Raw genomic sequence first — 12,773 nt, 5'->3', positions numbered from 1 at the left:
GGTGGGATCTCTGCGCGTCGCAGAACCTGCGCCTCGCTAAGCCTAAGCCGTCCGGTTCAGCGCCAGTGCGCCGATGCCTGCGCCGCGCGCGGCGTTCGGGCCGTAGCCGGCCTGGGCGGCTTTCTGGCGGGCGGCTTCGTCGGCGAGCGCTTTGACGAGGCCCTCTGTTAGGGTCTTGAGCGCCTCCACCGCCGCGCCGTTGCGGCGCAGGGCGGCTTCAAAGCCCGTGGTCGTTTCGCGCAGCTTTGCTTTCAGCGCAGCCTCGACGCCCGACAGGCGCGAAGGGTCCTTCGCCGCGCGTGCGGTTTCGGCGCGGTAGAGCGTAGCGAGCTTGGTCTTTTCCGCCTGCAGCGGGACGGCCTCATGGGGCTTGCGCGCCTCGAACAGGGCGGTCTCCTGTTCGAGCAGGGCGGTCAGGCGCGCGGTCAGGCGGATCAGCGCCTGGGCGCGTTCGGACGGGGTGTTCGCGGCCAGTTCGGTCATTGCGAAGCCTTCTGAAGGGCGAGCATTTCGCGCACCAGCGCGTCGGCCAGGCCGATCCCGCCGGCCCTGGCGGTGACCTTGGCGAATTCCTCGTTGAGCATTGACGTAAAGGCGGCTTCGCCCGGGCCGCCGCCGAAGCTCGACTCGGTGGTGTCGCCCATCATGTGTTCCATCATCTGGGCCAGGAACACCGCCTCGAAATCTTCCGCCGTGGCCCGGATCTGGTCGGGCGTCTGGCCGCCGGGCCGGCCCGGCGCGCCCGAGCGGGCTGCGGCGAGCGCGTTCTGGAGCTGGGCGTCGAGCAGGCCGTCCATCCTAGAGCACCTCGATCTCGGCCTGCAGCGCGCCGGCCGCCTTGATGGTCTGAAGGATGGTGATCATGTCGCGCGGGCTGACCCCCAGGGCGTTCAGCCCGTCGACCAGCTCCTGCAGGGACACGCTGCCCTCCAGAACGCCGAGATCGGCGCGGTCTTCCTCGACGGTGACGTCGGTGCGCGGCAGAACGACCGTCTCGCCGCCGTCGGCGAAGGGCTGGGCCTGGCTCACGATCGGGCTTTCGCTGACGGTGATGGTCAGCCCGCCCTGGGCGATCGCGACGGTGGAGACGCGCACGTTCTCGCCCATCACGATGGTGCCGGTCGCTTCGTCGATCACGACGCGGGCGCGCATGTCGGTCTCCACCCGCAGCTGCTCGACCTCGGCCAGAAGGCTGACCATGTCGCCGCGAAACTCGGTCGGACGGGCGAGGCTTACGATGGAGGGGTTCTCCGCGCTGGCCGCGTTCGCCCCGAGATAGGCGTTGATCGCCTGGGCCATGCGCCGCGCGGTCGTGAAGTCCGGATTGCGCAGCGCCAGCCGGATCCGCGGCTGATCAGCGAGGTTCCAATCGATTTCGCGCTCGATGATCGCGCCGTTTGCGATGCGTCCGTTGGTCGGTACGCCGCGCGTCACGCTGGCCGCGTCGCCCTCGGCGGAGAACCCGCCCACCGCGACCGAGCCTTGCGCGACGGCGTAGACGTCGCCGTTCGAGCTCATGAGAGGCGTGGCGATCAGGATGCCGCCCTGAAGGCTCTGCGCGTCGCCCAGCGCGCTGACCGAAACGTCCAGCCGCGAACCCTGCATCGAGAAGGGAGGCAGCTCGGCGGTGATCACCACCGCGGCGACGTTGCCGGTGCGCAGATCGGCTTCGCGCACGTTGATGTCGAACCGCTCGAGCATGGAGTTGAGCGCCTGACGGGTGAAAGCGGCGTTGCGCAGCGTGTCGCCGGTGCCGTCCAGACCGACCACCAGGCCGTAGCCGACCAGCTGGTTATCCCTCACGCCCTCGACATCGGCGATGTCCTTGATGCGCGGATCGGCGAAAGCCGGGGCGGCGGCGAGGGCGAGGAGGGCGATGGCGAGCGCGCGGATCATGCTTCGGTCAGGCTTTCTGCAGCTGTCGCGCACGGCGATGCGAAAACCGTGCCAGGGTTAACGCTGTTGATTCTATGTAAAATCAGCAGGTTGGGGCGCAGCGTCAGGCGGCGCGATTTGCCGCCCGGCCTGCGGGCCCGGCAAGATCTGCCTAAGGCCGGGCCGTGCTTAAGAGGCTGTTAACAGAGCTTAAGCCACGGTCGAACCGAAGTTTCCGCTGAGCGAGTCACCCCGATGAAAGTCAACGGTCCGCGCAATCTCTCCGGCGCTTCAGGCGCGCGGAAAACCGGCGCTTCGGCGCCGGCGGGCGGTTTCGCGCCCGAGGGTCCGTCCCGCAGCGCGGGCGCGTCGGCGGCCGCGCCGTTATCCGGTGCGAGTGCGCTCGGAGGCGTGGACGCGCTCCTGGCGCTTCAGGGCGCGGGCGATTTTCGCGAGGCGAAGAAGCAGGCGACCGAACGCGCCTTCTCGCTCCTGGACATCCTCGACGATCTCAAGCTCGCCCTGCTGGACGGGGCGATTCCCCGCCCGACGCTCGTGCGCCTGATGGACACGCTCAAAGCCCGCCGCGAGGCGACCGACGACCCCCGGCTCGAGGCGATGCTGGACGAGGTCGAAATCCGCGCGGCTGTGGAACTGGCCAAGCACGACGCCTGACCGCCTTGGTCTCGTCTTTTCAACGCCAAGATTTTTCGAGACTTTCGGCCCGGCACGACAATTGCGTGACGACAGCCCTCGTCGATTGACTATCCGCGCGCCGTCGATATTTTACGCCGCGCTTCTTAAGGGGTGGAGGAGACGGTCAGATGAGCGTGGCTCAGAAATCCCAAATCGAACTCCCGTCGGGCTATCGGCCCAGCGATAAAGAGGAGTTCATGAACGAGCGCCAGCGGGAGTATTTCCGCCGAAAGCTGCTCGCCTGGAAGGACGAGATCCTTCGCGAGAGCCGCTCCACCCTCTCCAATCTGCAGGAAGATGTCGGCACGCTGCCCGACCTCGCCGACCGGGCCTCTACCGAGACCGATCGCGCGCTGGAACTGCGCGCCCGCGATCGCCAGCGCAAGCTGATCAGCAAGATCGACGCGGCGCTGCGCCGAATCGAAAACGGCGAGTACGGCTATTGCGAGGAGACCGGCGAGCCGATCGCCCTGGCGCGACTCGACGCCCGCCCGGTCGCGACGCTCAGCCTGGAAGCCCAGGAGCGCCACGAACGGTCCGAGCGCGTGCACCGCGACGATTAGGCGGGCGAAGACCGGCCTGGCGTCTTGCGCATGAAAAAGGGCGGCCCCCAGGGGCCGCCCTTTGTTCTGAACCGCGACGCACATCTCAGCTGTCAGGCGAGATCGCCGGCACGACCACGTTCTTGCGGCTCTGGAACTGATCGCCGAGTTCTTCGGCCCTGTCTTCCTTGATCACCTTGCGGGCGTCGGAGAACACCTCGTTCTCCTCCTCCTGCATGTGATGCTCGATCATGTCCTTGAGCGCGGAGAATTTGCCGATCCAGGCGTCGGAGCCCTTGGGCATGGCGTCGAGCTCTTCGATCAGCCCGCCGGCGACATGGTGCTCGCTCAGCGCCTCCATCGCCTCGCCGCGCGTCTCCTTGGCCTCGCGCAGCGGCTGGTAGAACAGCGCTTCCTCGATCTTGTTGTGCGACCACATGTCGAGCTTGAACTTGTCGAACAGCGCGGCGCGCGTCTCGGCCGCGTCGTTCGAGGTCTCCATGATCTGATCCATCAGCTCACGGGCCTGGTCGTGGTCCTTGCGGATTTCCTTGAAGATGTCGGCCATGAAAGGCGCCTCCTCGTAAATGCGGGTTCGAGGGGGCAACGGGAAGCGGGGGAGAGGTGTTCCTACCCGCCGTCTCTCCGGCTCATGAACGCCAGACGCTCGAACAGCTGGACGTCCTGTTCGTTCTTTAGAAGTGCGCCGTGCATGGGCGGAATGAGCTTGCGGGGGTCGCGCTCGCGCAGCACGGCGGGGTCGACGTCCTCGGCGAGCAGGAGCTTGAGCCAGTCGAGCAGCTCCGAGGTCGAGGGCTTCTTCTTCAGACCCGGCACCGAGCGGATCTCGAAGAACATGTTCAGCGCTTCGCTCAGCAGCCGGCCCTTCAGGTCGGGGAAGTGGACCTGGACGATCTGCTCCATCGTGTCCTCGTCGGGAAAGGCGATGAAGTGGAAGAAGCACCGGCGCAGGAAGGCGTCGGGCAGTTCCTTTTCATTGTTCGAGGTGATGATGACGATCGGGCGCTGCTCGGCTTTGATCGTCTCGCCGGTCTCGTAAACGTGGAACTCCATCCGGTCGAGTTCCTGAAGAAGGTCGTTCGGGAACTCGATATCGGCCTTGTCGATCTCGTCGATCAGCAGGACGGGGCGCTCGGGGGCGGAGAACGCCTCCCATAGCTTGCCCTTGCGGATGTAATTCTTCACGTCGTGGACCCGGTCGTCGCCGAGCTGGCTGTCGCGCAGCCGGGCGACCGCGTCGTATTCGTACAGCCCCTGACGCGCCTTGGTGGTCGATTTGACGTGCCATTCGAGAAGCTGCGATCCGGTGGCTGCGGCGACCTGGCGCGCCAGCTCGGTCTTGCCGGTGCCCGGCTCGCCCTTCACCAGAAGCGGCCGCTCCAGGATCATCGCCGCGTTCACCGCAGAGGCGAGCTCTTCGGTGGCGACATAGTCTTTGGTGCCTTCAAAACGCATATTCGTACGCGCCCTTTCCTCAAGGCTTCGCGTGATCGTTGACCGGTAACTTAGGGGGCTCGCGCCCGTGCGCCTAGCCTCGGCCCTCAGGCTGCGGCGCGCGCCTTGGCAAATGCGGCGAGTTCGGCCGCGACGGTTTTCAGCAGTCCGTCCCAGGCGCCGAAGCGCTCGGCTTTGAAGGAGCGCGAGGCCGGATACCATTTCACCTCGCCGGTCCCAAACAGCGTCCAGGGTGCGGGCTGGCCGTGCACGATCCAGGTGTTTCCGCCCGCGCCGGCCGAAAGGTTGGTCGAGGCGTTCATCGGGCCGATGGTCAGATCCAGCGCCACGCCCAGCGCGGCGACGCCGTCGAGATCGGCCTTGAGGTCGAGCCCTTCGATCTGGGCGATCTGCACCCCGGTCGCCTTGCGGACCTGTTCGAGCTCGGCGTCCACGTCGCCGTACTGAAGGTTCACGAAGGTCACGCCCGGCGTCTCGATGACCGGCCGCCAGGCTTCGAACGCGGCAAAGTATTTAGACCGGTTCGCGTTCATCTTCAGCGACTTCCACAAAAGCCCCACTTTCGGGCCGGGACCAAGTGCGGCGAGCTGCTCGTGCAGCGCCGCCACGCGGGCGGGGTCGGCCTTTATGTGACTGGTCGTCGGGAAGGCGTCCGGCGTCCGGCGGAAGGCGCGGTGGGCGGTCGCGATCGGCAGCCATATTTCGGGCGGACCGCCGGCGAGATCTTCGGTGACCCGGAACACGCGGCCCTCGCGCTTGACGGTCTTGTGCAGCAGGACTTCCACGCCGGGAAAGCTGCGCTGAAACAGGGGCGCGAGACGCTTTTCGGTGGCGAGCGTGACCGAGCCTTCCGGTCCGGCGGCCTTTACGAGATCGGGAACCAGCGAGGCGAAGGCGACCTCGTCGCCAAGGCCCTGTTCGCCGACCGCCAGCACGCGTTTGCCCCTGAGTTCGGCCGGGTCGACGCCGTCCCAGCGCGGCGCGTCGATCAGGAATTCGGTGGCCTGCTTGTAGAAGCGGTCGAGCCGGGACTCGTAGGCTTCCCAGCCTTCGTCGAGCCTTCCTGCAGCGAGCAGCGCCAGCGAGCGGGCGTGCACCATAGTGATGCGGTCGACATGGCGGTCGGTCAGCTCGGCGCCGCGGGCGAACAGTTCTGCGGCTTCATCGGGCCGGCCGGCCATGTCGTAGGCGAAGCCGAGATTGTGGTGCGAGCGCGCAAATCCCGGATTGAGGCGCAGGGCCTCGAGATAGAAGACCTCCGAGCCTTCCGGATCGCCGCTTTCCAGAACCGACGTGCCCAGCGCGTTCCACAGCTCGGCCCGGTCGGGATCGGCGTAGATCGCCGCGCGCAGGATCTCGATGGAGTCCTCGTAGCGGTTGAGATCGCGCAGAAGGCCCGCGAGGTTGATGACCGCGCCGGGATGGGTCGGCGCGAGCTTATGGAACAGGCGCAGGAATTTCTCCGCCGCCTCCAGCATGTCGAGCTTCCAGGCGGCGAGGCCGAGATTCATGTAAAGCTCGGCGTCGGTCGGATCGAGCGCATAGGCGCGCTGATAGAAGTTGAGCGCGGCGCCGAGACGGCCCAGCCGGTCGAGCGCGACGGCCATGGCGTGGTTGGCGAGCGCCCAGTCGGGCTCGATATCGAGCGCCTTGAGACAGAGCCGTGCGGCCTGCGCGGCGCCGGCCTCGTCGGTGTCCACCGTCTTCATCGCCCGGCGCAGAAGGCCCACGGCCTTGGGCGAGGGCGTCTTACCCGAGGCGGGCTTCTGATCGAGGGCGCGCGCGAGTTCGGCGCCGGCCTGGGTGCGTTCGCGTTCGACGGTGCGCTTGGGCGCCTCGCGCCCGGCGGCCAGTTCCGCGTCGAGATCGAAAGTGCGGGTCATGGCGGCTCGTTTCGCTGGTTCCGGGATCAGGGTCCATCGCGCTTTGCTTCGATTAAGGTTTCGCTAACGTCCCGCGCAGCGACGTGGCCGCCGCTGAAACCCTTTGTTCACCGTGGCGGTGAAACATGGGCGCAAATCCGGCGCGTATCAGCGCCGCGCTAGACGGAGCTTCGCCCCGCCCATGCCGCTCAAGCTGTCCCTGAAGCCAGGCGAGAAATTCGTACTCAATGGCGCGGTCGTGGAAAACGGCGACCGGCGCGCCACGCTGGTGCTGCAGAACAAGGCCAGCGTGCTGCGCGAGAAGGACATCATGCAGCAGCACGAGGCCGACACACCGGCCAAGCGCATCTACTTCCCCGTGATGATGATGTATCTGAGCTCGACCAGCCAAGACGGGCTCTACGACGAGTTCGTCATGCGCATGACCGACTTCATGAGCGCGATCAGCAATCCCGAAGTGCTGTCGGAATGCGTCGCGGTGAGCCGCGAAGTCATGGCGAACGAGTTCTACAAGGCGCTGCTTCGGTGCCGGAAACTCATCGCCTACGAGGCCGAGCGCCTCGGCGGTGCGGCGCAAGCCGGCGGCGAGGGCTGAAATGTCCTATTCGGCTTACCAGACCGCGTCCGCGCGCACCGAAGACCCGCGTTCGACCGAGTACCGCCTCATGGGCCAGGTCACCCGGGCCCTGATGGAGATCCGGGAGATCGCGCCGAGCGAGATCAGAAAGCGCGCCGAGGCGCTGGACTGGAACCGGCGGGTCTGGTCGGCCTTCGCGGCCGATTGCGCGAGCGAGCACAACCAGCTTCCCGACGGGCTGCGCGCCTCGATCATCTCGCTGTCGATCTTCATCTCCAAGGAGACCAGCGCGGCCATGCGCGGCGGCGGCGACATCGACACGCTGATCGACATCAACCGCACCGTAATGCAGGGGCTCGCCCCGCGCTCGGACGCGGCCTGACCGTTCCCCTCGCGTAACCTGTGGACGGAATTGCCGGGTAAAAACGACCCGGCGCGCCGTCCGGTGTGTGGGCGATAAACTTAACCCTCTGAAATAGCAAAGTTAAATAGCGCCGCGGCCTGGCTTGTCGCGGCATGGCGCTTGCGGGGACTCTGGCGGGACAAAATGTCCGCCGGCCGAGAACGGCCGTTCGCTTCCAGAACGGAGGAACCCCACAATGATGAATTCGGTGAACACGAACCCCGGAGCGATGATCGCGCTCCAGAACCTGAACAAGTCGAATATGGAGCTGCAGCAAGTGCAGAACCGTATCAACACCGGGCTCGAAGTGGCCGGCGCGAAGGACAATGGCGGCATCTACGCCATCGCCCAGCGCATGCGCTCACAGGTGGCCGGTTACGGCGTGGTTCAGCAGTCTCTGGACCGGGGCGAGGCGACGCTCGACGTCGCGCTCGCCGCCGGTGAAGCGATCTCGGATCTCCTGATCGAGATGAAGGAAAAGGCCCTGGGCGCTGCGGACGCCTCGCTCGACACCCAGTCGCGCACCGCTCTGAACGAAGACTTCAAGGCGCTGCGCGATCAGATCGGGACGATCGTTGCGAACGCGGAGTTCAACGGCCTCAACCTCATCGACGGGACGACGGCGGCCTTCACGGCGCTGGCCAACCAGGACGGCTCGAACACCATCGTGGTGACCTCGGAGAACATGTCGCTCTCCGGATCCATCGTGACGGTGACCTCGACGGCGTCCTTCGCCACCGCCACGCAGGCCGACAACATCGCCTCGCAGATCGGAACGTCTCTGGACAACGTGAACGAGGCGCTCGCGCGGCTCGGCACGAAATCCAAGTCGCTCGAGATCCACTCCACCTTCGTCACCAAACTGTCCGACTCCCTCGAAAAGGGGATCGGCAATCTGGTCGATGCGGATCTGGCGAAAGAGTCCGCCCGCCTCCAGGCGCTGCAGGTCAAGCAGCAGCTGGGCGTGCAGGCGCTCTCCATCGCCAATTCCACGCCGCAGACGGTTCTGTCCTTCTTCGGCTAAAGACCGGCGGGGCCGCCTTCGGGCGGCCCCTTCTTTTTGCCGGCCGCATGGTTAACCGGTGATTCACCAAATCAGAGACGACGGGTCCCGCCGCGTCGGCAATTCCTGCCCGCTGGGCAATTTCTGCCGGGCTGGATCGGGCTCGGACCGGCAAAATCTGCCGACCACGCTTCGCGCGGCCCAGCGCCTCGTTTCGGCAAAATCCAACAAAATCATAGGCCTGATCGCGTTTGTCGAGGCTCTGCGCGAATCTGGCCCCGGCCTTGCTCGGTGAACGTCAGGTCAGAAGACCCGGCGCGCAAAACGTGCGTCCCCATACGTAGAAACGTGAGGAGCCAAGAAATGGCGACGATCAATACGAATCCGGGCGCGATGATCGCCCTTCAGAACCTCAACAAGACCAATATGGAGCTGCAGGAGGTTCAGAACCGGATCAACACCGGTCTGGCGGTCTCCTCGGCGAAAGACAACGGCGGCGTTTTCGCCATCGCTCAGTCGATGCGCGCCGATGTCGGCGGCTACAAGGCCGTCACCCAGTCCCTCGATCTCGGCGTCTCCACTGTCGACGTGGCCCTGGCCGCGGGCGAAGCCATCTCCGACCTCATGGTGGAGATGAAGGAGAAGGCGCTGGCCGCCGCGGACACCTCTCTGGACACCGCCTCGCGCACCGCCCTGAACGAAGACTTCAAGGCGCTCCGCGACCAGATCGGCACGATCGTCCAGAACGCCGAATTCAACGGCAAGAACCTCATCGGCAACGGCGGCACCGACCTGACGACGCTCGCCAACGCCGACGGGTCGAACACGATCACGATCGCCGCTGAAGACCTCAGCCTGACCGGCGGTGGTCTGAGCATCGGCACCGCGACCGAATTCGGTTCGGCCGCGTCGGCTGCGACGGTGGCCACGTCGATCGAGACCGGCCTGGACGCCCTGAACTCCTCGCTCGCCCGCCTGGGCACGGGGTCGAAGGCGCTGGAGATCCACAAGACCTTCGTGGGCAAGCTCTCCGACGCGCTGGAGAAGGGCATCGGCAATCTGGTCGACGCCGATCTGGCCAAGGAGTCCGCGCGGCTTCAGTCGCTTCAGGTCAAGCAGCAGCTGGGCATCCAGGCGCTGTCGATCGCGAACTCCGCCCCGAGCACGATCCTGGGTTACTTCCGGTAATCCGTAACTGAATTCGCCGGCGGGCCGCAGAACGTGGGCCCGCCGGCGGATCATGGCGCGCAAAACGTGCGTCTCAACCCGTAGAAACGGAACTTTGAAGGAGCCAAGAAATGGCGACGATCAACACTAACCCTGGGGCGATGATCGCCCTGCAGAACCTCAACAAGACCAACTCCGAGCTGCAGACGGTCCAGCAGCGCATCAACACCGGTCTTGCGGTCTCCTCGGCCAAGGACAATGGCGGCGTCTTCGCGATCGCCCAGTCCATGCGCGCCGACGTGGGCGGCTACAAGGCGGTGACCCAGTCTCTGGACCTGGCGGTCTCGACGGTCGACGTGGCCCTGGCTGCGGGCGAGGCGGTCTCCGACCTCCTGGTGGAGATGAAGGAGAAAGCCCTGGCCGCTGCGGACACCTCGCTCGACGCGTCCTCGCGGACGGCGCTGAACGAGGACTTCAAGGCGCTGCGTGATCAGATCGACACCATCGTGTCGAACGCGGAGTTCAACGGCACGAACCTGATCGACGGTTCGCAGACCCCGGGCATCTCAGCCCTAGCCAACGCCGACGGCACCAACACGGTGACTGTGGACGACGAAGACATGTCGCTCTCCGGTTCCATCGTGACGGTGACCTCGACGGCCTCCTTCGCCACCGCGACGCAGGCGGACAACATCGCCTCGCAGATCGGCACGTCCCTGGACAACCTGAACGCGTCGCTGGCGCGTCTGGGCACCGGGTCGAAGGCGCTGGAAGTGCACAAGACCTTCGTGGGCAAGCTGTCCGACGCTCTGGAAGCCGGTATCGGCAACCTGGTCGATGCGGACCTCGCCAAGGAGTCCGCCAAGCTGCAGTCGCTGCAGGTCAAGCAGCAGCTGGGCATTCAGGCCCTCTCGATCGCGAACTCCGCGCCGAGCACGGTCCTGGGTTACTTCCGGTAACCAATAGGAGCGAGGCGGCCGGAGCGTTACGTGGGGTTCCTCTCCGGCCGCCGACCTTCTGAACGACGCATGAGACACGAAGCCTCAGATGGAGGAGCAAGACGCCCCAAAAGGCGTCCTGATGAACAAAATGGAGATCGCGAAGCTCATGACGGCCGGCGCCCCCGCGCTCACGCCGCGCGACGCGCAGTCCGGAGCGGCCGAGCCGCAACCGGCGGACGCCGCGCTCGAGCCTGCCCGCGCTTCCGCGCCGGAAGACAGGGCCCCGAAGCCCGCCGACCGCTCGCTGACCGACCGCATCGAGTCGATGCGTGAAGAAATCAACGCCACCTCCCGCTCGCGCCTTCGGATCGACCGCGAGGGCGAGGCCGGCCGGTTCATATACAAGATCGTCGATTCCGAGACCGGCGAGACCATGCGCCAGTGGCCGCCTGAGAAGTATCTCGACCTCGTCCAGTTCCTGCGCGATCAGCGTGGCGGTCTGGTCGACGAGCGCGCCTGAGCCCGGCAGAAACGACCGGGCCGAAGGCAAAAATTAACCGTAAGCCGGTCCCGCCCAGCCAGCGCCGGGTGGGGCGTTTTGTATCCAACCCATTGCAATAAAACGATTTACCGCGCGGGCGCCAAACTGGCCCGCCGGTTGCTCCTGGTGAAGGGAACGGCCGCCGAACGCGGCAGGGCCAGCCACGCGGGAGAAGTCTCATGACGCTGAGCGTCCACACCAACACCTCGGCGATGATCGCCCTTCAGAACCTCAACAAGACCAATATGGACATGACCGAGGTTCAGAACCGGATCAACACGGGGCTGAAGGTCTCCGGAGCCAAGGACAACTCCTCGGTCTTCGCGGTGGCCCAGGGCATGCGCTCGGACATCGGCGCGCTGGGATCGGTGCAGGGCTCGCTCGACCGGGCGGTCTCCATCGGCGACGTCGCGATCGCGGCGGGCGAGGCGATCTCCGATCTGCTCATCCAGATGCGCGAGAAAGCCACTGCGGCGATGGATCCCTCCATCGACACCTTCTCCCGTCAGGCCTTCGACGGCGATTTCAAATCCCTGCTCGAGCAGATCCAGGTCGTCCTGCAGAACGCCGAGTTCGACGGCGCGAACCTTCTGAACGGGTCCCTGACCGGCGGCATCGCCTTCCTGGCCGACGCGGACGCGACGCGGACGGTGACGCTGGGCAGCCAGGACATGTCGATCTCCGGCGCGATCATCACGCTCGCCAGCACGGCGAGCCTGGGCACCGCGACGCTCGCGGGCGACGTGGTCAGCGCGATCCAGACGAGTCTGGACAACGTCAACCAGGCGCTCGCCAATCTCGGTTCGGATCTGAAGAAGATGGAGGCGCACCGCACCTTCGTCGGCAAGCTGATCGACAGCCTGAACGAAGGGGTGGGCAATCTCGTCGACGCCGACCTCGCCAAGGAAAGCGCCAAGCTGCAGGCCCTTCAGGTCAAGCAGCAGCTCGGCGTGCAGGCGCTGTCGATCGCGAACTCCGAGCCGCAGATCATCCTGTCGCTCTTCGGCCGCTAGAGCCTCTCTGAGGGAGGCCCGCCATGGCCGAGACCGACCAGCTGAAATTCTGGCGCGGCGCGTTCGGCGACGCCTACACGGATCGCTGCGCGGTCAGCGCGGACGCGGTCCGCGGCCGGCTGGGCGTCTGGGCGGAGATGTTCAAGGTCATGGCCGGCGCGCCGCCGGCCTCCGTCCTCGAAGTCGGCTGCAACGAGGGGATCAATCTGCACGCCCTGTCCGCGCTGACCGGCGCTCGCCTGGCCGCGGTCGAACCCAACGCTGCGGCGCGTGAGCGGGTGAAGGCCTCCGGCGTCGCTGCCGCTGGCGACATCGTGGACGGCTCGGCGCAGGCCCTGCCGTTCGAGGACGGCGCGTTCGATCTCGTGTTCACCACCGGCGTGCTCATCCATATCCATCCCGACGATCTGGGCGCGGCGGTGGACGAGATCTGCCGCGTGTCGCGGCGCTGGGTGGTGTGCGGAGAGTATTTCTCGCCGCGCCCCGAAGCGCTCGAGTATCGCGGCGAGACCGGCTATCTCTTCAAGCGCGATTTCGGGAAGTTCTATCTCGACCGCCATCCCGAGCTCGTCTGCCGGGGCTACGGCTTCGCCTGGTCGAAGGACACGAGCTTCGACGACATCACCTGGCAGGTCTTCGAAAAGCCTCAGGGCTGA

General features: G+C 66.0%; 16 protein-coding genes. 10 read left to right on the top strand and 6 right to left on the bottom strand.

All coding sequences use genetic code 11. From position 1 onward, the window contains the following. Positions 1 to 42: 42 nt before the first annotated feature. Genes ABL308_00890 through ABL308_00880 form a run of 3 tightly spaced genes read right to left on the bottom strand, consistent with a single transcriptional unit; the run spans position 43 to position 1,896 of the window. Positions 43 to 483: a flagellar basal-body protein FlbY gene (locus ABL308_00890; protein XBQ16447.1), complete on the bottom strand. Its 441-nt coding sequence runs from the start codon at positions 481 to 483 to the stop codon at positions 43 to 45. After that, entirely contained in the window at positions 480 to 797 is a 318-nt protein-coding gene (locus ABL308_00885; protein ID XBQ16446.1) for a rod-binding protein, read from the bottom strand. Before ABL308_00885 ends, ABL308_00890 begins: the two co-directional genes overlap by 4 nt. A 1-nt stretch (position 798) precedes the next feature. Further along, entirely contained in the window at positions 799 to 1,896 is a 1,098-nt protein-coding gene (locus tag ABL308_00880; protein XBQ16445.1) for a flagellar basal body P-ring protein FlgI, read from the bottom strand. Positions 1,897 to 2,130: 234 nt separating this feature from the next. Here ABL308_00880 and ABL308_00875 point away from each other — a divergent pair, with 234 nt between their 5' ends. Further along, entirely contained in the window at positions 2,131 to 2,550 is a 420-nt protein-coding gene (locus ABL308_00875) for a flagellar assembly protein FliX (protein ID XBQ16444.1), read from the top strand. Between the two features lie 149 nt (positions 2,551 to 2,699). Then, on the top strand, positions 2,700 to 3,134 hold the full coding sequence (gene dksA, locus ABL308_00870; GenBank protein ID XBQ16443.1) for an RNA polymerase-binding protein DksA: 435 nt from the start codon (positions 2,700 to 2,702) through the stop codon (positions 3,132 to 3,134). 85 nt (positions 3,135 to 3,219) lie between these two features. Here dksA and ABL308_00865 read toward each other — a convergent pair whose 3' ends face one another. The 3 genes from ABL308_00865 to ABL308_00855 all read right to left on the bottom strand — a co-directional run bounded on the left by ABL308_00865 (position 3,220) and on the right by ABL308_00855 (position 6,472). Next, positions 3,220 to 3,681 (bottom strand): hemerythrin domain-containing protein, encoded by a 462-nt coding sequence (locus ABL308_00865; protein XBQ16442.1) that lies wholly within the window; start codon positions 3,679 to 3,681, stop codon positions 3,220 to 3,222. A gap of 62 nt (positions 3,682 to 3,743) precedes the next feature. Further along, a complete protein-coding gene (locus ABL308_00860) occupies positions 3,744 to 4,589 on the bottom strand; it encodes a MoxR family ATPase (GenBank protein ID XBQ16441.1) in 846 nt (281 codons plus the stop codon). Positions 4,590 to 4,675: 86 nt separating this feature from the next. Further along, positions 4,676 to 6,472, bottom strand: coding sequence for a tetratricopeptide repeat protein (locus ABL308_00855; GenBank protein XBQ16440.1), 1,797 nt, complete (start codon positions 6,470 to 6,472; stop codon positions 4,676 to 4,678). Between the two features lie 181 nt (positions 6,473 to 6,653). On the opposite strand from ABL308_00855, the gene flbT reads away from it, so the two are divergent. The 8 genes from flbT (at position 6,654) to ABL308_00815 (ending at position 12,773) form a co-directional block, all read left to right on the top strand. Continuing rightward, a complete protein-coding gene (gene flbT / locus ABL308_00850; protein XBQ16439.1) occupies positions 6,654 to 7,067 on the top strand; it encodes a flagellar biosynthesis repressor FlbT in 414 nt (137 codons plus the stop codon). A gap of 1 nt (position 7,068) precedes the next feature. Beyond that, a complete protein-coding gene (gene flaF / locus ABL308_00845) occupies positions 7,069 to 7,431 on the top strand; it encodes a flagellar biosynthesis regulator FlaF (protein XBQ16438.1) in 363 nt (120 codons plus the stop codon). Between the two features lie 220 nt (positions 7,432 to 7,651). After that, positions 7,652 to 8,476 (top strand): flagellin, encoded by an 825-nt coding sequence (locus tag ABL308_00840; protein XBQ17693.1) that lies wholly within the window; start codon positions 7,652 to 7,654, stop codon positions 8,474 to 8,476. Between the two features lie 342 nt (positions 8,477 to 8,818). Further along, positions 8,819 to 9,643 carry a flagellin gene (locus ABL308_00835; GenBank protein ID XBQ16437.1) on the top strand — a complete coding sequence of 275 codons (825 nt, stop codon included), beginning with the start codon at positions 8,819 to 8,821 and terminating at the stop codon, positions 9,641 to 9,643. Between the two features lie 110 nt (positions 9,644 to 9,753). Then, complete coding sequence (locus ABL308_00830) at positions 9,754 to 10,581, top strand: flagellin (protein XBQ16436.1); 828 nt, start codon at positions 9,754 to 9,756, stop codon at positions 10,579 to 10,581. Between the two features lie 121 nt (positions 10,582 to 10,702). Then, the gene (locus ABL308_00825; GenBank protein ID XBQ16435.1) at positions 10,703 to 11,083 is read left to right on the top strand and encodes a flagellar protein FlaG; all 381 of its coding nucleotides are present in this window, start codon (positions 10,703 to 10,705) and stop codon (positions 11,081 to 11,083) included. 200 nt (positions 11,084 to 11,283) lie between these two features. Beyond that, positions 11,284 to 12,117, top strand: a complete 834-nt coding sequence (locus ABL308_00820) for a flagellin (GenBank protein XBQ16434.1) — start codon at positions 11,284 to 11,286, stop codon at positions 12,115 to 12,117. A gap of 23 nt (positions 12,118 to 12,140) precedes the next feature. Further along, positions 12,141 to 12,773, top strand: a complete 633-nt coding sequence (locus tag ABL308_00815) for a pseudaminic acid biosynthesis-associated methylase (GenBank protein ID XBQ16433.1) — start codon at positions 12,141 to 12,143, stop codon at positions 12,771 to 12,773.

It is taken from the genome of Oceanicaulis sp., assembly GCA_040112665.1.
GTDB lineage: Bacteria > Pseudomonadota > Alphaproteobacteria > Caulobacterales > Maricaulaceae > Oceanicaulis.
The sequence above is the reverse complement of the archived record's forward strand: the minus strand, read 5'-3'. Positions and strand labels throughout refer to the sequence as shown.